This window comes from Collinsella sp. AM44-11, from assembly GCF_003467145.1.
GTDB lineage: Bacteria > Actinomycetota > Coriobacteriia > Coriobacteriales > Coriobacteriaceae > Collinsella.
The window spans coordinates 1-23,708 of record NZ_QSFE01000016.1 but is presented as its reverse complement, the minus strand read 5'-3'; the positions used below and the strand labels follow the sequence as shown (position 1 = coordinate 23,708).

General features: G+C 60.1%; 17 protein-coding genes. 2 read left to right on the top strand and 15 right to left on the bottom strand.

Annotated features, from left to right (window positions below; all coding sequences use genetic code 11):
* Positions 1-304 precede the first annotated feature (304 nt).
* Together DW943_RS09050 and DW943_RS10775 are read right to left on the bottom strand one after the other, a co-directional pair.
* Complete coding sequence (locus tag DW943_RS09050; protein WP_117862827.1) at positions 305-6,925, bottom strand: leucine-rich repeat protein; 6,621 nt, start codon at positions 6,923-6,925, stop codon at positions 305-307.
* A 336-nt stretch (positions 6,926-7,261) separates the two neighbouring features.
* The gene (locus tag DW943_RS10775; RefSeq protein WP_147348653.1) at positions 7,262-9,238 is read right to left on the bottom strand and encodes an LPXTG cell wall anchor domain-containing protein; all 1,977 of its coding nucleotides are present in this window, start codon (positions 9,236-9,238) and stop codon (positions 7,262-7,264) included.
* A gap of 226 nt (positions 9,239-9,464) precedes the next feature.
* On the opposite strand from DW943_RS10775, the gene DW943_RS09040 reads away from it, so the two are divergent.
* Entirely contained in the window at positions 9,465-10,868 is a 1,404-nt protein-coding gene (locus tag DW943_RS09040; RefSeq protein WP_117862825.1) for a helix-turn-helix transcriptional regulator, read from the top strand.
* Positions 10,869-10,910: 42 nt separating this feature from the next.
* Here DW943_RS09040 and DW943_RS09035 read toward each other — a convergent pair whose 3' ends face one another.
* The 13 genes from DW943_RS09035 to purF form a co-directional block, all read right to left on the bottom strand.
* The gene (locus tag DW943_RS09035; protein ID WP_117634658.1) at positions 10,911-11,534 is read right to left on the bottom strand and encodes an AAA family ATPase; all 624 of its coding nucleotides are present in this window, start codon (positions 11,532-11,534) and stop codon (positions 10,911-10,913) included.
* A 167-nt stretch (positions 11,535-11,701) separates the two neighbouring features.
* A complete protein-coding gene (locus DW943_RS09030) occupies positions 11,702-12,340 on the bottom strand; it encodes an amino acid ABC transporter permease (RefSeq protein ID WP_055285379.1) in 639 nt (212 codons plus the stop codon).
* Positions 12,341-12,343: 3 nt separating this feature from the next.
* The gene (locus tag DW943_RS09025; RefSeq protein ID WP_035136546.1) at positions 12,344-13,090 is read right to left on the bottom strand and encodes an amino acid ABC transporter permease; all 747 of its coding nucleotides are present in this window, start codon (positions 13,088-13,090) and stop codon (positions 12,344-12,346) included.
* 25 nt (positions 13,091-13,115) lie between these two features.
* The gene (locus DW943_RS09020; protein ID WP_082435536.1) at positions 13,116-13,991 is read right to left on the bottom strand and encodes a transporter substrate-binding domain-containing protein; all 876 of its coding nucleotides are present in this window, start codon (positions 13,989-13,991) and stop codon (positions 13,116-13,118) included.
* A gap of 8 nt (positions 13,992-13,999) precedes the next feature.
* On the bottom strand, positions 14,000-14,731 hold the full coding sequence (locus DW943_RS09015; protein ID WP_117862824.1) for an amino acid ABC transporter ATP-binding protein: 732 nt from the start codon (positions 14,729-14,731) through the stop codon (positions 14,000-14,002).
* Between the two features lie 319 nt (positions 14,732-15,050).
* Positions 15,051-15,494 (bottom strand): GatB/YqeY domain-containing protein, encoded by a 444-nt coding sequence (locus DW943_RS09010; protein ID WP_117862823.1) that lies wholly within the window; start codon positions 15,492-15,494, stop codon positions 15,051-15,053.
* Between the two features lie 54 nt (positions 15,495-15,548).
* Positions 15,549-16,772, bottom strand: coding sequence for a peptidylprolyl isomerase (locus DW943_RS09005; protein ID WP_117862822.1), 1,224 nt, complete (start codon positions 16,770-16,772; stop codon positions 15,549-15,551).
* 213 nt (positions 16,773-16,985) lie between these two features.
* A complete protein-coding gene (locus tag DW943_RS09000) occupies positions 16,986-17,453 on the bottom strand; it encodes a PTS sugar transporter subunit IIA (protein WP_117862821.1) in 468 nt (155 codons plus the stop codon).
* Positions 17,454-17,518: 65 nt separating this feature from the next.
* The gene (locus DW943_RS08995; protein WP_199572868.1) at positions 17,519-17,986 is read right to left on the bottom strand and encodes a PIN domain-containing protein; all 468 of its coding nucleotides are present in this window, start codon (positions 17,984-17,986) and stop codon (positions 17,519-17,521) included.
* Positions 17,983-18,327, bottom strand: coding sequence for a type II toxin-antitoxin system RelB/DinJ family antitoxin (locus DW943_RS08990; RefSeq protein ID WP_117862819.1), 345 nt, complete (start codon positions 18,325-18,327; stop codon positions 17,983-17,985). The genes DW943_RS08995 and DW943_RS08990 overlap by 4 nt, the downstream gene beginning before the upstream one ends.
* Positions 18,328-18,477: 150 nt before the next feature.
* Positions 18,478-19,176 carry a phosphoribosylglycinamide formyltransferase gene (gene purN / locus DW943_RS08985; RefSeq protein ID WP_117862818.1) on the bottom strand — a complete coding sequence of 233 codons (699 nt, stop codon included), beginning with the start codon at positions 19,174-19,176 and terminating at the stop codon, positions 18,478-18,480.
* The gene (gene purM / locus DW943_RS08980) at positions 19,166-20,269 is read right to left on the bottom strand and encodes a phosphoribosylformylglycinamidine cyclo-ligase (protein ID WP_055251557.1); all 1,104 of its coding nucleotides are present in this window, start codon (positions 20,267-20,269) and stop codon (positions 19,166-19,168) included. Before purM ends, purN begins: the two co-directional genes overlap by 11 nt.
* Before the next feature lie 157 nt (positions 20,270-20,426).
* The gene (purF, locus tag DW943_RS08975; RefSeq protein ID WP_117862817.1) at positions 20,427-22,097 is read right to left on the bottom strand and encodes an amidophosphoribosyltransferase; all 1,671 of its coding nucleotides are present in this window, start codon (positions 22,095-22,097) and stop codon (positions 20,427-20,429) included.
* Between the two features lie 285 nt (positions 22,098-22,382).
* Between purF and DW943_RS08970 the strand changes: the two genes are divergently transcribed.
* Entirely contained in the window at positions 22,383-23,612 is a 1,230-nt protein-coding gene (locus DW943_RS08970) for a putative ABC transporter permease (RefSeq protein ID WP_117629791.1), read from the top strand.
* The last annotated feature ends 96 nt before the right edge of the window (positions 23,613-23,708 follow it).

Here is a 23,708-nt window from a genome sequence, read left to right as displayed (position 1 = left end):
ATGCACCTTTGTGGTGGTCGGGGACTTGGCCGGCGAACCAATTCCGACGTTTGTCTCAATCTGTAACAGCCAGACCCTGTTGAGCCTCGTAGTTGTTGCAGATCAAGATATTGTGCGAACGTCCGCCCGTTCATCTCAATCTGTAACAGTTAGAGGCCAAATTCCTCGCTACGTGTTACAGATCGAGACGTTAGGCTGGCGGCTGAACAGTTCATCTCAATCTGTAACACCTGGAGCCATTTTGGGCAGCTTGGTGTTACAGATTGAGATTTTGCTAAAGCCGAGGATGGGCGCTCGCCAAAACCTAGCGCTTGCGACGCTTGGTCGCAGCGATGCCTGCCGCGGCAACAGTTGCGCCGGCGATGCCCAGGGCGGCGACCGTCATCGCGGCGAAGTCACCCGTGCTGGCGAGCTCCGCGCCGCCGGACTTCTTACCGTTCTTGCCCTTACCCTTGGACTTGTCCGTCGTCACCGTTGTCGTCGTCGAAGTCGAACCACCCGCAGGAACCCCGGTACCGCCAGAGCCATCCGCACCGCCACCCTGCTCGCCGCTGCCAGGCGTCGGCTTGGGTTCCGGCTTGGGCTCGGGCTCCGGCCCGGGCTCCGGCTTGGGCTCAGGCACCGCCTCATCGGTCACCGTAATCGTAATGTTCAAGCGCTCCGAATACTCGCTGTACGACATGCCGGGACGCTGCGCCGCAATGCGCACATACATGTTGCTATCGAGCACAATAGGCTCGGTGTACTTTACGCGGCCTTCGTCACGGCAGGGGCAGGTGTCGTTGGTGGTGTACCAAATGGTCGCGCCATCCTCCGCCGAAAGCTCCAGCTTCGTGCCCTTGGGCACCGTAATGTAGTTCTCCTTGGGCGACCATGCACCAAACGTCGTCGCACCAATCGTCGCCACCGGTCGCGCCGGTCGCACTGCCTCGGCAGACACGCGAACGTCGACCTGCTTGGACAGCGCCGTGCCGTCCACCGTCGCCGTCAACGTCGTCAAGCCGGGCAGGGCACCGTGCAACATAAACGTCGCCGCGCCGTCCTCGCCCGTCACGGCCTGGGTGGCATCGACAGAGCAGATAGCCGAGGACTCCAGCCCAACACTAACCTTGGCGCCCGCAAACGGCTTGCCCGCCTTATCGGTCACATGTGCCACCAGCTCAAAGTCGCCGCCCTCAAGCATGGTCACAGCTTGTTCCACGTTGAGCTTGAGCTTGTCGGCACGAACGCCCACGGCAAGCTCCCCGCTTGCCCAGCGCGACATGGCCGTGCCGGCATAGTTCCGAGCACCGTCGAGCTCAAACGACACCGTCGAGCCCGCCTCACACGCATCGGCATAGCGAATACGCAGCACGCGCGACAGCGGCCTGCCATTGGGATCGTCCTGCTTGTCGAGCCACGTATACGTCACGTCGCCCAAGCCCTGCGCGCACAATGCGACCAGGGCATCGTCACTCGCATCCATATACTGCGTAAACTCAACCTCGACGCAATCGGTATAGGCATGGACCGAAGCTACCTCGGGCGCCGCCGTCGACACCAAACCAATGTTCACCTCAGTCCGAATCGGCGGCACGCGCAGCCAAGCCGAACGCGCCTCCTCATACCCGTCCTTGGTCACGCGCACCTGATACCATCCGGTCGGCGTATTCCAGTTGTACGCACCGTCCGCACCCGTTGCAAGCGGATTGTCCTGCTCATACTCCTCGGCATCCCAACGCGTGGCATTGGTGCCGGCCGCATCGTCGGCGCTCCACAGCTCAACCGTCGCACCCTTGACCGTATTGGACAGCAGGCCCTCGTACACCACGCCCGCAGGGTCGGGTGCAGCCTTGGCGGCCACATGGCGGTAACGCGCCTCGAAGATCGACTGCATCTTCTCGTCCGAGATCAAGCCGTCCTTGTTGGCGTTATAGACCTCGGCATCGGTCAGCTCACCCCAGTTGACCGTAATACGATTCTGGCACGCGCGCTCCACCTGCTCACAGGCGACATCGTAGGCGCACTCGGCATTGGTCAACTTAATCGCGCGCTCCGAGCCCACACTCGTCGAAGCCGCGTCATAGGCAGCGCCCACCACGGTACCCGCCGAACCGGCCGTCAGCACGCCGGCGATTGTCATAATGGAGCCCACCGCCACATCGGTGCTATCGTGGCAGAGCTGGCGATACAGCAGATCCTCAAACGCACGCGCCTTCTCCATGGCGTCGCGCAGCGCGTAAATGCACTTCCAGTCGTCCTCGGTCTTCTCGGGCTTGGCAAGCAAGCGCGTATGCTGAAGCTCATAGCCCTCGCGCTCGCCCTTCACCTTCTGCATACGGACGTTCACGTTCTCCCAGTTCTTGCTGGCATCGTTCACGCCGTAAATGCCGGTAAAGATGCCGATGCCCTGGGTCGCCGCGGGAAACGCCTGGCCGGCCGCCTTCCACGCATCGGTCTTAAAGACCTGTCCGAACATCTCGCACTCGATCTTATAGCTCTTGAGCGAACGGATCGTGCGGATGAGCTTCATATGGGCGCTCACGTCGCCGTTGCGCTTCCAGGCCATGAGCCATCCGCGAATCGTAGAGTTATTGAGGCTGTGGACTACGTTCCAGTTATCGTACAGATTGTCCAAAATGTCGCATTGCATGGCGATCGAGTTAAACAGCAGCGCCTGGTTTTTGTTGTTATTGGAGTTCTCGATAAACTCCGACTCGATATAGGCCGTCTGCTCGCCATCGGGCGCGGCGACCTTAAAGCCCTTGACGGTATCGTCGTCAGCTGCCTTGTAGCTCAGCGAGCTGCCGAGCGCCTGGCCCAAATCGTTAAACCCGCTCGTCGACTGGCCGTTGTACTCGCTGGCCTTAATGCCCGCACACTTGTTGAGCGCCGCAGCGGTTGCGTCATTCCAGCTTCCATATTGGTTGAGCTGGCCGATACCCATCGACTGGCCCACCAGATCCTCGGCCTGCTGGGCAATAAACTCCGCTCGCGATGCATGGTCAACAAGCTCCTTGAGCGCCGCCGCGTCCGCCGCGCTTGCACCATGGGCCGACGCGAGTTCCTGGTACCAATCCTCGCCGGTGCCGTACGCGTCCTCAAAGATCATCTTGTCCACATTGACGCCATAGCTGTCGCCCTGCTTGGTCAGCAGCGCCGACGAGCCGCCAACCGCAGCCTTGAGTTCGGCCGCAAACTGCGCGGCCTCGTCGTTGCCAGCATCATCAACCTCGCCGTCGCTGGCGGTAGGGGCGCGACGAGCCTTACGGGCAGCTCCACCTTGGGCTTCGCCCTCTTTACCGCCCTTCTCCTCCTCGGCGAACGCATCGGCGACCATCTGATCAATCGCGTCGTTAAAGGCCTCGTCGACATCATTAAACGAGTTATCCATCATATACTCGTGCCACTGCTGCACGGCATTCGAGAACTCCTGCTGGCGCTCCTCGGCCGCGGCGGAATGCTTTTTGGCCGAAGCGTTGGCGTCAAAACTCAGCATGGTCATAAGCTGAGCATTGGAGATGCGGTAGGTCTGCGGCATAAAGACCTGCTCAAAGTTGCCGCAGTTCACATAGGTCGAGTCATTCGCTTTGTTAAACTCGTCGAGCAGCTTAAGGTAACCCTCGTCCACATACTCCGCCACATAGCGCACATGGGTGCCCTCGCGCGACTTTTGAGTCAGAGGAATCGTCACCGTCTTGCCATCCACGCAGTCCACGTACAGGTCGAGCGTGTCGGCAGCCTCTTCGTTTCCCACCTCGAGCGTGATATCGAACGTCCAGTAGGCGTTCTTCTTTTGCGGCAGATGATGGAAGGTCCACAGGCTCTTGCCGGTGTCCTTGCCGTCCTTGACCAGGTTTTGCGTACCGCCACGATACGTCACATCAAAGTTCCAGACCGAAGCGCCCGGAACATAGCGCACATAATTGCGAGCCGTCACCTCTGCGGCAGCGGCGGCGACGTCGGTCGAGCCCACGCGCGCTTCGAGCGTCACACGCTCGGCGGCAAGCGTATCCTGCGGCAGGTCGTATTCAATCTTGGCACGGCCGAGTTTATTGGTCTTGCCAGTGTACTTTGCGGCCGAGGCGCCCGCGCCCACGGTAAGCTGCACGCTTTTGCCGGGCGCTGCGTATACGTAGGCCACATTGCCCAGCAGGCTGTGAACGTCGGTGCTGTCGACCTCGATGCGCGATCCGCTAATCTCGAGTGTGGTGCTTCCCAGCGGCAATGTCACCTCGCCCAGCGTAATGAGCGGCGAGATGGCATAGGCGCCCGCGGCCTTAGGCTTAAAGCGCACAAACACATCGGCGCCCATGCCCTTCTTCATATTGAGAACGAGGTTATCGCCCTCCCAAGTTGTGCCAGCCCACATGGCATCGGAGCTGGCGCCGGCTTCGCGAGCGCCTGCGGACACATCCTCGACGGCATCCTTGGCCAGCGGAATCTCAATCTTGGCAGCCTGGCTGTCCTTGAGCTCGTAATGAATGCGCAGCTCGGTCTCCACGCCAACGACCGCGGACGAATCAGCGATAACCGAGCCCGCCGTCAGCCCACGCTCGGCACGATACGTCTCCACGTCAAACGTGGGGACGTCGAGCGTCACGTCGAGCTGTTTGCCGTCCTCAATCTTCACCTGCTTTTGCGCGATATGCTTACCCACGGTCAGCCCTAGGCGGCTAAACGTGGAATAGCTCGTCGCTTGGATGTCGTAGCTCGTCTTGTTAAAGGCGACGATGGTGTACGAACCGGCCTTAAGGCGCGGCGTCTCGGCCTTCATGATAGGCGTGGTGCCATCGTCTTCATAACCCATCAAATAGGTGACGCCGTCGGCGACGAGCTTGCCGTCGGACGCACGGAACACCAGCACGCGGTTGGCTCCCTGGTAGTCGCCCTTGGTCGTGACCGTCGCCGTACCCCAAGGCTTCAAGTCGATATCGGCCTTGCCGGCCGAAGGCTTCACCGTCGCCGTCGCCCCACCCAGCTTGAGGCTGTCTTTGGGCACGAGCGTTATCTCCAGATCCTGGTCCGCGTCGGCAATGGCCTGCGACACCACGAGCGCTGTACCCTGGATACGGTAGTCGTTTTCCTTGTCGCCCTTGGCAGGTTTGAGCGTCTTGCCGCCGCTCTTCACCGTCAGATCGATGTTATCGAGACTATCGAGCTCAATGCGTTCGGTCTTATCCTGGCCTGCGACCGGTTCGAGATAGGCCACATTGAGTTCAATCGCGCGCGAAGTCGGAATCTTGGTAAAGTCCTCCGCCTTAATCTCTCCGATATTCCACGTGCCCGTCATCTGGTCGCCCGGGCGCGCCAGCACCATGTCATAGTAACCGCTGAGCGAAATGCGCAGGGTGACTGCTGTCTTGGAGAGAGCGTCCGCTGTAAAGCTGCCGTCATCGCCAACCGCCAGCGGCGTGGACTGCCCCGCCTGCACGAGTGTAGCCGTCGCGCTCTGGGGAAGTTTGCCCGTCACCTGGGCCGCCTCGCCCATCCACTCAAACGTGTAGGCAGGCTTCGAGGAATCGACGGAGTCCTTGCGATCGGCCACGGCATCGGCAAGCTTTTTGACCATCGAGGGGTTGCCAGCCGAATCGGTCGCATAGGCATAGATGGTCTGGCCTTCACTAAAGGGAATCGCATACGTTACGCCATCGATTGTCGCGCGCTCATTATAGTCGCCCGGATAGCCCGCCTCACCAAACTGAAGATCGGGATTCATCACGCGCAGGGCAACGGCATTATGGTTCGTCTCGTTTCCGTATCTCGTGTTCTCAAAAGCTCCCCACTCTATCATTTCCACGCTTTTGGGTAGCACAATCTCTTTGCCGGCAATCGCAGGATCAAGAGAGGCGAACGCGAGCGCCCCGATAGATTTGACACCATCGCCAATCGTCACCGACGACACAAAGGAGCACCCACAAAATGCATAGTGCCCGATCCGCTCCACCGTGCCCGGCACATTGATCTGCGTAAAGGTGAGTACCGTTGTATCCGAGACATAGAACTGCGGCACGCCGCAATTGGCGAAGGCACGATAGTCGATAGTCTTAACCGAAGGTGGCAGCGTTGCCACCACATTGTCGTCAAGCTGTTCGCAGCCCTCAAAGGCCTGCTCGGGAATCGTGGTAAAGGCCGCGTTATTGGGCCAGGTCACCGTCTGGAGTGTCTTGCTTCCGGTAAACGCATTCCAGCCCAACTCCTCAACCGAATCGGGCAGTGCGATTTCCTTGATGCTGCTGCCTCCCAGGCCGCCAACGGTGCGGACGTGCGAATCGGGGGCGAAGGTGACCGATGTGAGAGCGGGCTTTCCCATGCCCCTAAGGCTTACGACATGCTTGCCGTCGATGGTCGAGGGCACCTCCAACGTGGTAATGCCCGCGTCGCCATACTCGATAGAAATTTCGTTGGTGAGGCTATCGATCGAGAAGTAGTACTGCGCGGGGGTCTGCTCGCCGGCCACGTAGCCATCGTCGTATTCGTCCTTTACGCCCGTGGCGCCCTTCGAGGTTGCCCAGAGTTCAAGTTCTTCGTTCCAGGTCGCCTCGGTGCCGGAAGCCTCCTCTTGCTTTTGCTGCTCGGCGAGCTCCTTGCCCTCGACAAGATCGGTGGCAAGCGTACCCGCAGGTGTGCTCTCGGTCTGTCCGGCGCCCGTCAGGCCCGCCGCCGATGCAATCTCGGAGGCCGGGGGCGTAGGGGTGTCACCGGTATCGGGCGCTGTGGGGTCGGCGGCGCCGGCATCGGGCGCGTGATCGGCGGCATCGGCATCGGGCGCGGCGTCGGCGGGGTCGGCGGCGTCTACTTGGTCGACATCCGTCTGCACAAAGGTGCTATCGGTGGTGAGCACCTCAGCAAACGCGCCCACAGGCAACGAGCCCGTCACCATGGTGAGGGTCACCGCGACAATGGTCAGGCGGCGGCAAAGCGCTCGAACAGTAGTCCACCTCATGGTCGTTCCTTTCCTGCAAACCAAAAGTCATCCAGCGTAATCGTTGTCCAAAAACAAAGCGAACGGTAGGTTCATATATACGAACCTACCGTTCTACCTGCGCAAACCGCCACAAAGGGGACAGGCACCTTTGTGGCGGTTCTGGACTTGGCCGGCCAGTTAGTCTCAATCTGTAACAGTTAGAGGTCAAATTCCCCGCTTGGTGTTACGGATCGAGACGTTAGGTTGGCAGCCGAACAGTTCATCTCAATCTGTAACACCTGAAGCCCAAATATCTGGCTTGGTGTTACAGATTGAGATTTTGCTGAGGCCGAGAACGAGAGCCGTCACCCAGCTCTAATGCTTGCGGCGCTTGGTCGCGGCGAGGCCGGCGGCGGCTACGGTTGCGCCGGCGATGCCTAGGGCGGCGACCGTCATCGCGGTGGTATCCCCCGTGGTAGCCAGGACAGCATCGCCCTTCTTGGCCTGCGTGGTTTTCTCAACCGTCTTGATCGTGGCGGTTGTCGTGGCCGGCTTGGCCGCGGGCTTCACCTCGGGCTTGGCCGCGGGCTTCACCCCAGGCTGCGGTGTCGGATTGGGATCCGGCGTAGGCTGCAGATCGGGAGTCGGCGTGGCTTCAGGCGTAAAGGTCAGATCGGTGTTGAGCCACAGGGTGTAGATCCAGCCGCTGTCCTCATCGGATACGCTATCCGCGACCTGGTAGCCGCGCTCCTGGCCGTTGATCACCAGCTTGGTGTCGGGCGTAAAGTAGAAGCCGCGCGCGGACTTGAGGTAGATACCGTAGCGATAGGTCACGCCGGGCTTAAAGACGTCGATGTGATTCGTGATGTTCTGATCCCAGAACTTCTGAGAGTTCACTTCGCTGCCATCGCTGCCCGTCCAGAACTCACACTGAGGAAGGGAGTTGGAACCCGTCGGAACATTCGCCGTAAAGACCGGCTTATCGCCCGCCTTGAAGGTGGTCGTGGCGCCGTTGATCTCGATAACGTCGATGGCCCGCCATTCGTCGATCGGCTGCTCGCACAGCATATTGTCGGCGTTTGGCGCGAAGACGCCGTTGACGGTCTTGATGTGGTGCGCCCAATGACCGTTGACGTACATCATGCAGTCACCGGCCACGGTATTGTCGCCCTTGAGCCTCAGCTCAACGGAGTACATGTAGAACTTGCCCTCTTCGAAGTGGTCAATCTTCTTCATGCCCGGCTTGTACTCTGTGGGATCGGAATACCAGAAGGCGACGGGTACCGACTCCCCGGATTCCATATTGAGCTCCATTTCCTCCCAGCACTCGTAGGCGATCTCGTACTTGTCGGCATCGGCAGCGGGGATCGTCGCGGTCGCGCGCGGCGCCTCACCGGGCGCGTAGTCGGTCTTCACGTCGTTGACGTCCAGGTTATGGAGGGCTTCGTTTTCTGACGCAACGAGCGTAATTTCGCTATTGATGACGTAGCGGAGGTAATAATCGTACCTGGTTTCGTTGAGGATAGTCGAGCTGCCTTCATAGTCAGTTCCGGTATACTCCAGTGCCGCGCCAATATAGAGAGCCTCATTGCGCGTGAGTCGATACGAGCCGCCTGCCGCGCCACCCGTAAAGGTCAGCGTCAGCCTCATGTGATCGCCAACAGGCTCAAAGTGAGCCGTCACATCGGACATAGATGCGTCCTGGACTTCAGCCAGGGTGCCCGAAGCAGCATCGGCCCGGTAGTACTTGGTTTCGACGAGTTCGCAGAGCGGCTCATCCGGCATGCCGCCCTCAACATCGGGAAAACCATAGGTATACGACTGGCCCTTTTCGAGTGTGACATTGCTCGGAAGCGCGCAGTCCGTATAGTGGGGGACCACGGTCGTATTGACCCTAACGTCGCTGCCGCCAACAACATCGGTCACACCGCAGGGCATGATGGCGTCATTCGCCGGCGTGGCGGCGTTGTCGCTGGGAGTATTTTGTTCAGCGGGTGCCGCATCGTTGGATTCATCGGTGGCGCCAGTCGGGGCCGTCTGCTGAGGCTCAGCGGTGGCTTGCGCCGCCGGAGCAGCATCGGTTGCAGGCGCGGTCGAAGCAGCTGGTGCGGTCGTTGCAGCCGTATCCTCCGCAACCGTCGGCGTCACCGGAGCCGCGGCAACCTCGCCCATCGCAGCGACGGAATCGTCACATTCGGTCGCAAGCGCCACGCTCGGCAGCAGCAGCTGGCCGACCATAAGCGCACACGCGCCAGCGCAAGCGATTTTGGCACCCACACAACGCCAAGTACCGTGAACCAGCGAGCAGGTACGCTCGCGTTGGGTTTGCTTGTCAAAGTGGTTTCCGTACATAACGGCCTCCTTGGTCGATGGGCCATACCACCACAAAGGCGCCTGTCCCCTTTGCGGTGATTCTGTACCACCAAGATGTGTCAAATGACTCCGCATGCCTAGGTTCGTAGATGTGAACCAAGGCCTCTACCTGCGGTTTAAGTCAATATGATTTCGCCATCGCCACACTCGTCCCGGGAACGCTACAATCGAGGACACGATTATTCGTCCACCCAAAGGACCGTCCTTGAACCTGAGCAGGCCTAAAATCAACGCGCTTCTGGCACTCGCGCTCTTCACCTTCGCCTTCCTTGCCGCCGAGTTTCGCTTCGACGTCAATGTCGGGCTACTCGCCGGCGCCGAGCGCGTTGTGCTCGCACAGGGCTTTATTCTGGGTGCGAGCGTGCTCGGCTTTATCGGATACGCGCCGCTGCTCGGGCTCGCACAGCGCAAAGGCCGGCCTCGGGCAGTTGTCAGCGCCGCCGTCCCCATCGCCATCTTGGGGTTGACTCAGATTCAGTCCCCCACGAGCCCGCTTGCGCTCGAGATTCTGGGATGCCTCGCATTCCTTGGACTCGGCCTACTGGGTGGCGCGGCACACCATGCCTTCGCAACGACATTCCAAGACGATCCCAAGCTCGCCACCGGTGCGGGAGCAGCCTATGCCGCGGGCATCCTGATGCAGTTCGCCATCAACCTGCTCAATTGCGGCGGCATCGCAGAGCTCATCGTCCTTGGCACAGCGACGATCGCCATCTCCGCCCTCAGCGTCGTTCCCCAAAAGGCTGCTGAGAGCTCCAGCCCCGCCATCAATCCCCTTGTTGAGCCATCGCACGCCCTTGCCAAGCAGGCGTGTTGGAGCATCGCGCTCGTCATGATTCTGGCCTGTCTGTTCTCTACTCTCGATAACGTGGTCACGTTCTCCAACGCCCACGGCACCATCGCTGTGCAGACCTGGCCGCGCCTCTTTTTGGCAGCGAGCGGTCTTGCCGCCGGTCTTATCTTTGATCTTGCCGAGCGTCGCTACATGGGACTCGTCATGTTCGGCGTCACGGTACTCTCCACCATTTCGATCTTAGCCGTCGAAGCAGGAGCCGATCCCAACCTGGGCCTCATTGTCTTTTACCTGAGCTCGGGCTTTTTCGTCACGTTCTTTACTGCCACGTTTACTCAGCTGGCACCGCGCATGCACGCGCCCGCCTTCTGGGCCGGCATGGGACGCGCCGCCAATAACGTGTGCGCGTTCACCACGTCGGGCGTCTCGCTTGCTCTCGTGACCTCGGATAACGTTGCCCTCATTATGATCGGCGCGCTCGTTTTGCTCGTCGCCGCCTGCGTGGCATTCGTGGCAGCCGGCCTGTTCCGCCTACCCCAAACCGAGCAGGAGCGCGAACATCAACAGCTTGCCGAGGAGGCGCTGGCAGCACCGAGTATCGAGGAGCAGCGTCAGGTCTTCATCACCGATCACGCTCTCACCCCACGCGAAGTTGACGTGCTGGTGGCTGTGACCCAAGATGAGCGCCCGCTCAAACAGGTCGCCGAGGAGCTTGGTATCTCGATGCGCATGGTGCAGCGCCACCTGAGTTCCATTTATCAAAAGACCGGCACGCAGACGCGCGCCGGTCTCACCAAGGCGTTCCCCTCCGCCTAAAACAAACCACCACAAAGGTGCCTTTGTGGTGGTTTTGATTGGCTAGGCTTCGAGCTGGGCGACTTTGTAGCGGTAGGCAGCGGCGATAACGTCTTTACAGCCTTCGCGCCCCAGCTTGGCGCGGTTGACGACGATGTCCTTGCCGCTCGTCATCTTCCACTTGCCGGCGCTATAGCGCTTGTAAAAAGCCTCGCGCGCCTTCTGCTGCTGTTTAACCAGCTTGGCGCCCTTCTTTTTGTTAAGGCCACGCTTCTTGCGCACAATCTCGACGCGGTCCTCAAAGGGAGCAGTCACCAACACGGCAATGTGGTTGGGGTTGTTACGAAGCAGATAATCGGACAGGCGCCCTTCGATGATGCAGCTCTCGGTCTCACCCAGGTCCAAAATCACCTGGCTCATCTTTTGGAACAGCTTGTCCGAGTACGAACGGGCGTCGTAGCGGTCGGGCAAAAACGCCATGTTCTCCACGGCCAGGCGCTCGTCGTAGGCGGCCATCTTATCGAGCGACTCGCCCGCACGCAGCGACGCACGCACCAGCAGTTCGTTGTCGTACAGCGGAATCCCCAGCTCGTTGGCAAGCATTCGGCCAATCTCGTGACCCTCGGCACCAAAATCGCGCGCGATGGTAATGACCACAGGATTCTTCTTGTTCTCCAGATCGCTCATCGCGATTCCTTTCTAACAAATGAGAAAAGGGCTGTTTATCTCTTATTCCCACGATACCGTACCTGGGTTTTCCTGGTGCCCAAGATTGGCCTGAAAGAGGAGCGACGCATACTTTGGTACGCGAGCGACGGTTTGAAGGCCAAGGTTGGGTGCCAGGGAAAGCCAGGCTATGCGGCTACGATGCGGCGTTGGTAAGCTCGGACCAGCAGCGAGATACCAAAGTTGAGCACAAAGTACATCGCAAACACCAGGCCGTAGAGCATAAGCACCTGCGACAGATCGATCGCGTGGGCCATCACGACGTTTGCCGTGTACATGAGTTCGGCCACGTTAATGCCCGAAAGATACGAGCTGTCCTTAATGACGGTCGTGCACTGGCTAAACAGTGCCGGGATAATCGTCTTAAACGTTTGAGGCAGGATGATGTAGCGCATCGTGGCAAAGAAGCCAAAGCCCTGGCTCTGCGCCGCCTCAAACTGGCCGCGCGGAATCGAGTTGAGGCCGCCGCGCACAATCTCGGCCATAACAGCACTGGTAAACAGCGTAAAGGCGATGGTCGAGATCACAATGTCCAAACCCTGCACCGTAAAGTAGATAAACAGGATCCACAGCAGGTTCGGCGTGCAACGGAACAGCTCGATATAGGCGCTCACCAGAATACGGAACGGGCGGGGCGCATAGCTTTTAACGAGCGCCAGCACCGTACCAAAGATGAGCGAGAAAAAGATCGACAGCGCCGAGATCTCGATCGTCTTAACAAAGCCGCCCCAAATGTAGAGCAGGTTGGTCGCGTTGAAGATTTCCATGCGCTAGGCCTCCTCTACGTTGTCGAGCCCCAGCTCGGCGAGGCTCACGCCGCGCGGACGCTCCTTGGAGCGGCGCTCGAGCCACTGCACCAGCATGGCGAGCGGAAAGCAGATGATGAAGTACATAAGGCAGCAGACGATGTATCCCTGCAGGTAACCGTACAGACTCACAAAGTTGTCGGAACGATACATAAGGTCGCCACCGGCCACGAGCGCCAGCACCGACGTGTTCTTGACCAAGTTAAGCGCCTGGTTGCACAGCGGCGGCAGAATGATCTTGAATGTCTGGGGCAGCACGATGTACCAGTACGCCTGCGCACGGGTGAAGCCCTGGCTCTGCGCCGCCTCCATCTGACCGCGCGGAACCGCCTCGATACCGGTGCGGATAACCTCCGAGATGTAGGCCGCGTGATACAGGCCCACGCCCAAGAAGCCCAGCACGAACGGCGCGATGCGCACCGGCTGGTCGGCACCGGTTATGGCCTGCAAAAACTGCGGACCAGCCATGTACATAAAGAGCACCTGCACGGGCAACGGGGTGTTCTGGTAAAACTCCACGTACACGCGGCTTATGGCGCGCAGCACGCGCGAACGGGTGGTAGAGAACACACCCAGCAGCGTGCCCAGCACCAGCGACAGCAGCAGACCGGCAACGACCACCTGTAGCGTCACGCCAAAGCCCTCCCAGAAGGGCCCCATGTTTTGAAATGTCGTCGACCAACGGTCGGCGTCAAATAATCCTTCGAGCATTTGATTCCTTCCTTGGACGATGCGCCTATACAAGACCCCAGGTCTTGACCTCTTGGTCGAGCCAGCCGTCGGCCAGACGATCGCAAATCACCTGATCGACCACGGCCGAAAGGTCGCAGCCCTTCTTGGTCGCCACGCCGTAGCCCTGCTCGCCAAACTTGACCTCGGGCTGCAGCAGCTCAACGGTCTCGTTCATGTAACCGGCCAGCGTGGAGCGGTCCATGGCAAAGACGTCGATATTGCCGGCGTCGAGCGAGCTCTTGATGATGGGGTAGCCGCTAAAGGCCCTAAACTCGGGCTTGCAGCTAAAGCCGTTGTCCTTGATCATCTGCTCGATCAGGCCCTGCGTGGTGGCACCCTGGCTCACGCCGATGACCTTGCCGTCCAGGTCCTCAATCGAGGTAAAGCCCGAACGCTTCTTGACCATGAGTCCAACGTAGTCGGTGCGGTACGGCGTCGAGAAATCCCAGCTCTTCTTGCGCTCGTCGGTGATGGTGTAGGTCGCCGCGACCACGTCGAGTTGGCCGTTATCGATCAGCGGGCCGCGCGTCTTGGGCGTTACGTCGGTAAACTCGACAAGCTCCTGGGCGCGGGCCTCTTTGTAGCTCACGCCAAAGACGGCAGCGGCGATCTGGTAGCACAAATCGACTTCCATGCCCTCAAAGCGACCCTTGGCGGTGTCGTAATAGCCGTAGCCGGGAACATCTTTCTTAACGCCGGCATTCAGATGGCCACGCGACTTAATGGCCGCAAGCTTGGATCCCTTGTCGGAACCCTCGCCGCTGGTGGAGTTGCCGCAACCGGTGAGCGCGGTCCCCGTCAGCGCAAGCATGCCGGCGCCAGCCAGCTGCAAAAAGTGACGGCGCGATACAGCCGCCCTCGTCATATCCGTCATGTCCATCACCGCGCCTAGTGCAGAATCTTGGACAGGAACTCGCGGCAGCGCGGGTTCTCGGGGTTATCGAAGAAGTGCTGGGGCGTGCCCTCCTCCAGGATGCGGCCGTCCTCCATAAAGATGACGCGGTCGGCCACCTGGCGCGCAAAGCCCATCTCGTGCGTCACGCAGATCATGGTGATGTCCTCCTGCGCGAGCTCAATCATAACGTCCAGAACCTCCTGGACCATCTCGGGGTCGAGCGCCGAAGTCGGCTCGTCAAACAGGATGATGGGCTGCTTGGTACACAGGGCGCGGGCGATGGCGATGCGCTGCTGCTGACCACCCGAGAGATTCTGCGGATACTCGCCGGCCTTATGCGCCATGCCGACGCGCTTGAGTGCGGCGATGGCGATCTCGGTCGCCTTCTCCTTGCTCTTCTTTTGCAGCTTGATGGGCGCGAGTGTCAGGTTGCCCAGCACCGTCATGTTGGGATACAGGTTGAACTGCTGGAACACCATGGAACTATACTTGCGAGCCATCTCCAGGTGATTCTTTTTGGTGAGCGGCGTACCGTCGATGATGACTTCGCCCGACGTGGGCTCCTCCAGATAATCGACGCAACGGATGAGTGTCGACTTACCCGAACCGGAAGGCCCGATCATTACGAGCTTCTCGCCGCGCTTGACGGTGAGGTTGATATCTTTGAGCACATGCAGGTCGCCAAAGTACTTGTTGAGATGCTTGATCTCGATCATGTCTGCCATGAATGTCCCTTCCCTGCGTTTACACGAGTTGAACTATTGTACGGAAAGAACCACGTTTCCGCAGCCCACGCTACATCCCCGTAAAGAACCCGCAATCTTCCGCCCACTCATTGGGCACTCATTTAAGTCTGTCCCCAGTGAGCGCCCAACCGCCCTTGTTGAGCATAAGTCAGCGAAAACCCGTACACGCGAGCAAGGTGACGTGAAATGAAAGGGCGCAGACCTTATGGTCGCGCCCTTGAAATTGAACGTCAGATTGCCGCGTGTACGGGTTTGCAGCGTCGAGCCGTTACGCGGTTTGGTAAAACCGCGTAACAAATTACGCGAGTTTGGCTCCGACGATCTTTGCCGCGGCAGGCTTATCGAAGTTGCCGCCGGTGGCCTTGCCGAGCGCGCCCATGACCTGGCCCATCTGCTTCTTGGACGTGGCGCCCAGCTCGGCGATAACCTGCTCGATCAGAGCCTCAAGTTCCTCGCCCGAAACCTGTGCGGGCAGCAGGCTCTCCAGAATCTTGACCTGCTCGGTCAGGTTGTCGGTACGGTCCTGGTCGGTGCCGGCCTTGATGGACATCTCCAGCGTCTCGCTCGTCTGCTTGATGAGACGCTTGATCATGCTGTTGACGTCTTCCTCGGTCACGTCGCGGCGCTCGTTGACCTCGATGTTCTTCACCTCGGCCTTGACCTGACGAATGATGGACAGGCGAACCTTGTCCTTGGCCTTCATGGCGGCGATCATTTCCTGCTGCAGCTCTTCGTTGGTCATCTGCAAATCCTCCTCAATAGTGCGGGCGGCACTCACACGAGCGCCGCCCCATGATTACTCAGTCGTCGACGAATTGTCGGTCGAGCTCTTGGTGACGCCCTTCAGGCTGACGTTGTACGGCACGTCCTTGGGCATGGGGTTAACGGTGATGTCGGCGTCCTTCTTGTACTGCTCCAGCCACTCGCTGTACGCAGTGCTCTCTGCCTGCGTCTTCACCACGTTGGAGACGTACTTCTTGATGTCCTTGGGCACCTGTTTAATGTCATCGACCTGGCTATCGACATGGAAGTAGTCGGTGCACTTGATGATGTGGTAACCATACGTCGACTCGACGACGTCGCTCACGTCGCCCTTGTTAAGGCCTTCGAGCGCCGCCTGATAGCTGTCGACGAAGGTGGTGAGCTTGTCCCAGCCCACGTCGCCCTTCTTCTCCTTGGAACCGGTGTCGTCGGAATACTGCTTCACGGCGTCTTCGAAGCTCAGCTCGCCGGAGTTAATCTTGTCCAGGCACTCCTGCGCCTTGGCCTTGGCGGCAGCCTTGTCCTCGTCGGATGCGTCGGAATCGACCTTGATCAGGATGTTCGACGAGCGGCGGGCATCGTTGTACTTCGACAGGTTCTCGTTGATGTAATCGACGATCTCGCTGTCCTTGGGCTTGCTGGTGGGCGCCACGGCTTCCTTGAGCTTTTGCTGCGCCAGGCTCTCCTTGAGCGAGCTCTTATAGGCGTCCTCGGTGTAGCCGTAAGTCTTAAGGGTCTTCTTAAAGGTCTTGGCGCCGCCCGCGCTCTTGCACGCGTCCTTCCAAGCCTTCTCGACTTCCTCATCCGACACCGTCACGCCGTTTTCCTTCTGCGCCTGCTGAAGCAGAATCTGCTGCGTGTAGGAATCGATGAGCTGCTTGCGGTACTTCTTGGGCGTAAGGTCGTTGTTGACCAGGTACTGCGCCCAATCCTTGTCCTTGGTATAACCATAGGACGTGCGCATGCTCATGATCTGCTTGGTCACGGTGTCCTCGGTGAGGTTGGTGCCGTTGATGGTGGCAGCCACGCCACCAGTGAGCTTATAGCCCGAGCTGGCGCTTTCGGTCTGCGACATCAGGCCGGAGCACGCCATGGCCGAGACGGAGAGCAGCATCGCCAGCACGCCGATGACCACCAGGACAATCTTGACGGTCTTGGACACATAGGTCTTGCGCTGCTTCTTGCGAGAGCTGGAGGCGGCGCGGGACCGTTGCTCGGACGTCGGCGCGACCTCGGGGTTCTTTTTCTTGTTTGCCATGTTTGGCCTTTCGCATCACGAATCGAACAAACGCCATTGTGTCACAACGCAGCCCCCGCGACACACCTGGTGCATGGGAGACGGGTTAATCTGCACCATTTTGGTGCAAAGGGGACAGGTCTGGCAGTTGGCAGCCAGGGACGTTCCTTTTCTGCCGGCAGATGGGGACTGTCCCTACCTGCCGGCAGCAAAGGAACGTCCCCGAGTGCCGCTTTAGAAGTGGCGGCGGATGGCGTCGACCATGCCCTGCGGCGCGGTCTGGCCGAGTACATCGGCTGCAGCGTCGGCATCCATAAAGATATTCATAAGCGCTTGCAGGGCCTCGACCTGGCCGCCCGGCTCGGCAATGCCCAGATTGATGATAATCTGCGCCGGCACCGGGGCGCCCATACCCGCCATCGCGTTGAACATCACAGGTGCAGCGGGCTTTACCACCGCGATATAGGGCTTGGCCACAAATCCCGGATCGGTATGCGGAATGGCGATGTTTGCCGCCGGCATAGCGAGACCCGTGGGATAGGCGTCCTCGCGCGTGCGGACGGCATCGAGCCAACCCTCGGCAATGTAGCCGCGCGGAGCGAGCTCGTCCTCGAGCTGCGCAAACACCTCATCCGGCGTCGCACACTCCCAATCAAAAAACACCAGCTCGGGCGAGAATAGCATCTCGGCGTTATCCGCCATACCGTCCTCCAAAGTTGCATGAGGTTCACATTTCCCCATATGATAGCGAAACGAGGCAGGCAAGGTTAGTCGAGGATCTCGATCATCTCGAGTGCACGCACGGGCGTCAGGCAAACCTCGGGCATTGCCTCCAGCATGCGTCGGTCACTCGTGACTACGTAGTCAACATCTGCCGTCTCGCCCGAAGCGATGATGAGGTTGTCTTCAAGATCCGGCATGCGCTTGCCAAGCATGCGCGCCATTTCGCACTCTGCCAACGAAAGCGGAGAGGCCGTCGCCACCTGCATCATGTGCTCAATGCAGGCCCATGACGCCGAGGCAAACGACACGTTAATCCCATTCGCATTCCGCCGGGCTAGGCGCCGAGGCAAAATGTAGAACACATCCTTTGCCGTCGTCGGCGCGTACAGAAGGTCAATCTTTCCCGCCTCGGCAAGCTCCACCAGGCGCTTCGCTTCGTGGAATGCCCCCTCTTGCAGGTAATAATCAAGCCACACATTCGTATCCACAAGCAGGTGCTTTGCCTCGATCATCGGCAATTCGCCTCCATGTCGGCAATCATCGCGTCATACATATCATCGCGTACGGCATCCCAGTCTTCCGCAGACGATTCAGCTGGCGCAAAATCCGAAGCGCTTAGCCCCAACGAGGAAAAAGCTAGGCCACACCCCTGCTCGGCCAGGCTCTCCGCACGGGGCGCCTCGCGCTTATCCGCCACCATAAATCCCGGCAACGTTTGATGCTCGACAAGATAGGCCCACAGCGCGCGAATGGCATCGCTCGGCCCCAACCCATTGCGAGTTAGGACCGCATCGCCACCAGCTTTGAGCATAGGATCGATTCGTGTGTTGAGCTGCACCATTGCCGTTCCCATAGCGGCTCCTTTCTACGTGCTAGCAGTATAGCAAACCTGTTAGACCACACAAAAGGGCCCCGCCCACACGCGGACGAGGCCCTTACCGACTTCTTGGTTCTAATGACGACTTTACGCCTCAACGAAACCTAGGCGACCCTTTTACACGAGCTAACGCGCCGCATCAATTGCGACCTTGCCGCTCTCCAGCACGTGGACGCGGCCGTCGGCGAGCATTTGCACGACCTCGGGATACAGCACGTGCTCAATCGCGTGGATGTGCTCCTCGAGCGTGTCGACATCCCAGCCCTCCTCAACAGCCAGCGCACGCTGGGCGATGATGGGACCGTTGTCGTAGACCTCGTTGGCAAAATGCACAGTCACGCCAGTTACCTTGACGCCGCGCGCAAAGGCATCGTCAATCGCATGCGCACCGGTAAAGCTCGGCAGCAGCGCCGGATGCAAGTTGACCACGCGGTTGGGAAACGCCGCCAGCAGAGGCGTGTGCACCATGCGCATGTAGCCGGCCATGACCACATACTCGCAGCCGCGCTCGAGCAGCTCGTGCGCGATGATCTCGTCGGCGGCGATGGGGTCGGCATAGACATCCTTGGACAGCGTGAGCGTCTGGATGCCCGCGCGCTCAGCGCGCTGCAAACCCTTAGCCGAAGGACGGCTCGACACCACAAGCTCAATCGAAGCGTTGAGCTTGCCGGCGGCGATTAGGTCAATCAGCGCTTGCAGATTGGTGCCGGAGCCGCTGATGAGCACACCGATCTTAAGCGGCTCGGCCGTATCGGTGGCGGTCGGACGGGTATAGGGCACAAAGTCCAGGCCCTCGGCGGCAGCCATCTGCTCGTTAGCGCTCATCGGAGTACACGACCTTACCGGAACCCTCGACGCACTCGCCCACGCGGAACGGCTTCTCGCCCAGCGCGACCAGGGCCTCGGTAACCGCGGCCTCGTCCTCGGGGGCGACGATCAGGCACAGGCCAACGCCCATGTTGAAGGTCTTGCATGCCTCGTTGGGGGCGAGCTCGGCCTGGCGCGACACGTAGGTGATGACGGGAGGAACGTCCCAACCCATCTCGGCGCCGTTGCGGGTGACCACGGCGTCAACGTCGTCGGCGAGCGCGCGGTTGAGGTTCTCGGTAATACCGCCGCCGGTGATGTGGGCGATAGCATGCACGTTGGCGCCGCCGCGCAGCAGCTCAAGAATCGGCTTCACATAAATGCGCGTGGGGGCCAGCAGGGCGTCAGCCAGCGAAGCGCCACCGAGCTCCTCGAGCGGACGGCTCAGCTCCTCGGCCTTAGCGGCGGCCTCGGGCGTGCCCGGCTTGATGCCGTCGACGCCGATGACCTTGCGCACGAGCGAGTAGCCGTTGGAGTGCACGCCGGTGGAAGGCAGGCCCAGGATCACGTCGCCGGGGCGGACGTTTGCGGGGTCGAGCATCTTGGGACGGTCGACGACGCCCACGGTAAAGCCGGCGAGATCGTAGTCGGCCGGAGCCATGACGCCCGGGTGCTCGGCCATCTCGCCGCCCACGAGCGCGCAGCCCGCGAGCTTGCAGCCGTCGGCCACACCCTTGATAATCTTTGCCATGTGCTCGGCCTCTATGTGACCGATGGCAACGTAGTCCAGGAAGAACAGCGGCTCGGCGCCCGAAGCCAAAATGTCGTTGACGCACATGGCGACCAGGTCCTGGCCCACCGTCTCGTGACGGTCCATGATCTGGGCAAGCACGAGCTTGGTGCCCACGCCGTCGGTACCGCTAATCAGAATCGGGTCTTCCATATCCTTAAGCGCGGCAGCCGAGAACAAACCACCAAAGCCGCCGATGCCGCCGATAACCTCGGGGCGATTGGTATCCTTGACCATCTGCTTAATAGCGTCGACGGCGCGGCCGCCCTCAGCGGTATCGACGCCGGCATCCTCATACGTCACATGCTTGCTGTCGCTCATCTGAGCCTTCCTCTCCCGCTACCGTGGCGCCGCGCGGGCGCCAAACGGTGCTCATAGTTGCGTTCATTTCGGCGCGCGCCATAACAGCACGCGCCGTCATATCAACAAAACAGCAGGTAAAACCTACCAAAATATACCTGTCCCCATATGGCAGGTTTTAGGCCTCGCCGTGCTCCTCTTCCCAGCTGCGGTCGTCGTATTTCTCGACCACGGCGTCGTCGTCAAAGTGCAGCGGCTTGTCCAGGTTGCGGGGCTTAAAGCCCTCCATAAACTTGTCGCGGCCAAAGCTCTCGGGAATCGCCACGGGGTAGCGGCCGGTAAAGCACGCATCGCAGTAACCGCCCTTGGGCATGACCTTAAGCAGGCCCTCGACCGAAAGGAAGGCCAGCGAATCGGCACCGATATACTCGCAAATCTCGTCGACCGTCTTGTTGGCGCTGATAAGCTGCGACTGCACGTCGGTATCGATACCGTAGAAGCACGGCCAGATGACCTCGGGCGAGTTGATGCGGATATGAATCTCCTTGGCGCCAGCGCTGCGCAGCATCTTGACGAGCTGCACCATAGTGGTGCCACGCACGATGGAGTCGTCGATGACGACCAGGCGCTTGCCCTCGATGTTGTCGCGCAGCGGGTTGAGTTTCATGCGCACGCCCATGGCGCGCAGCTCCTGCGTGGGCTCGATAAACGTACGGCCCACGTAGCGGTTCTTGATAAGGCCCTCGCCAAAGGGAATACCGCTCTCGTGCGAATACCCCTCCGCGGGCGGCAGGCCGGAGTCGGGCACGCCGATGACCAGGTCGGCCTCGACAGGCTCCTCATGTGCCAGCTGACGACCCATGTCGTAACGGCAGGCATAGACGCTCTTGCCGTTCATGATGGAGTCGGGGCGGGCAAAGTAGACCTGCTCAAAGATGCAGTTGGCGGGCTCTTCGGCCGCAGGCACGCCCTGCTCGGATACCAGGCCCTCGGCGCTGATGCGCAAGATCTCGCCGGGACGGACGTCACGGACGTACTCGGCGCCCACGATGTCGAGTGCGCAGGTCTCGGAAGCAACGACCCAGCCGCCGGCGCGCGTGACACGGACGGCAGAGTCGACCGTCGCGGCGCCGTCCTGCGACGGCAGCTGCGAAACGGCTGCGGCGTCGGCCTGATCAAGACCCTCGTCCACCAGCTTGCCCAGCACGAGCGGGCGAATGCCGTGCGGATCGCGGAATGCATAGAGCGCCTGCTCGTTGATGAGCGTCATGGCATAACCACCGCGCACGAGCTCCATGGTCTTGCGAATGCCCTCGCGCAGGTGGCCCGTACGCTGGGTAAAGTAGCCGATGAGCTTGGTCGCGACCTCGGAATCCGAATTGGAGAGGAACGGCACGCCCAGCTCGATCAGCTGGCGACGCAGCTCGTCGGTGTTGACGAGGGTACCGTTGTGCGCGAGCGCGATAATGACGCTATTGATGGTAGAGAGGTGCGGCTGAGAGGCTTCCCAGCTCTTGGCGCCGGCGGTGCCGTAGCGCACATGACCCACGGCCAGCTGACCGGAGAGCGTCGACAGGTCGGCGTTGGAGAACACGCGGTCGAGCAGGCCCAGATCCTTGCGGACCATAACCGTACCGCCGTCACCCACGGCGATTCCCGCCGATTCTTGGCCACGGTGCTGCAGTGCACGCAGGCCAAAGTACGTCAGTCGAGCCACGTCGCGATCGGGCGCCCAGACACCAAAAACGCCGCATTCCTCATGCAGCTGGTCGGAGTCCGGATCATACGTCGACATGGCGTTCACCTGTCCCGCGGCACGCTCGGCCGCGCGGATGGTTTCTTGAGACATGGCATCCCCTCAGAGCCTCGTATTTTGGCGTTACCCGCCTTATTATACGCACGGCGCGACGCGCTCCCCAGCGCATGAGCAGCGCTTTTTAAAAGCCCACCGAGCTAATAATCCGTTTTGTGGCCAAACATTTTATCGGTCTGTCCAGCGCAAGCGCCCGCGCCCCCAGATGGCCGCCGCGTCCGCCGTTGGGGATTACAAAGTTGCAATTGGGACGTTCGTCCCGTCTTTTGGCAGGGCGTCGGCGTATCCTTATAACCGACAACAAAGCGAGAAAGGTTCTGTATGGATCGAAACGAACTCGACCCCAGCGTCCCCAGCGCCACGGAGGTCAAGAAGATTCCCCTCATCATTAAGGTGTACGCCGTCCTGTGCATCCTATCCGGCGTGGGCACACTCCCGTCGGTCGCTGCCTTTATGTGGCAGGTCATCACCGCGCTCATCAACGGCAACGCCGCCGAAAAGCTCGGCGACAATATGCTGGTCTCGGTTGGACTCATCGTCGCCGGCATCATGCTCTCTGCGGCAAGTGCCGTCATCCTGATCATCTTTGGCCTGGACCTTATCAAAAACCAGCGCCGCAACGCCGCCCGCCTGTCCTACATCCTTATTGCATTCACCGTCGTCGAGCTTTTGGTCGACGTGATGCTCCAGGGCATCGGGCCCTTCTTGCTGCGCCCTGCCATTCAGCTCGGCATCCTCGTCGCGCTTTCGGCAACCGTCGACCCCACGCTGCGCCAGGAGCGCGAACTGCAGCGCCGCCTGCAGGAGATGCTCGACCGCGACGCCGCCGCCGAGGGCATGCTCGGCCGCGATGAAACCGGCGAGGGCTACATCAAGCTCAACTACTTCAACCTGTTCTGGGTATTCTTCGTCTGCTGCGTGCTCGGCCTGATCGCCGAGGACATCTGGCATATGACAGTCGACGACCCGGGCGTCTACCAGAACCGCGCCGGCATGCTGTTTGGTCCCTTCAGCCCCATCTATGGCTTTGGCGCCGTACTCATGACCATGGTGCTCAACCGCTTCTATAAAAAGAACCCCATCATCATTTTCCTGGTAAGCGCTGTGCTCGGCGCGAGCTTTGAGGTGTTCGTGGGCTGGTTTATGCAGACCTCATTTGGCGTGGTCTCGTGGAGCTACTCGCACATGAAGCTGTTTGGCATGCCCGACCCACTCGCCGTTCTTACGGGCGGACGCACCTGCACGGGCTTTGCCTGCCTGTGGGGCCTGGGTGGCCTTATCTGGATCAAGCTGCTGTTGCCGAGGCTGCTCAAGCTCATCAACATGATTCCGTGGAAGAGTCGCTACTCGGCTACCGTCATCTTTACCGTCATTATGCTGGTCGACGGCGTCATGACGCTGCAGTCGCTCGACTACTGGTACCAGCGCGTCAACGGCACAGAGCCGGATATTCCCGTCGCGCAGTTCTACGGCAAGTATTTCGATAACGACTACATGGAGAACCGCTTCCAGAGCATGACCATGAGCCCCAAGGATGCGACGCGCGTGTAGCGCCAAGCAATGCCGAGATTTTCCAACGCACAGAAAAGCCCGCTGGCAGACTGATTTGAACTGCCTCCCATTTCTTGGACATGAGAAATGGGAGGC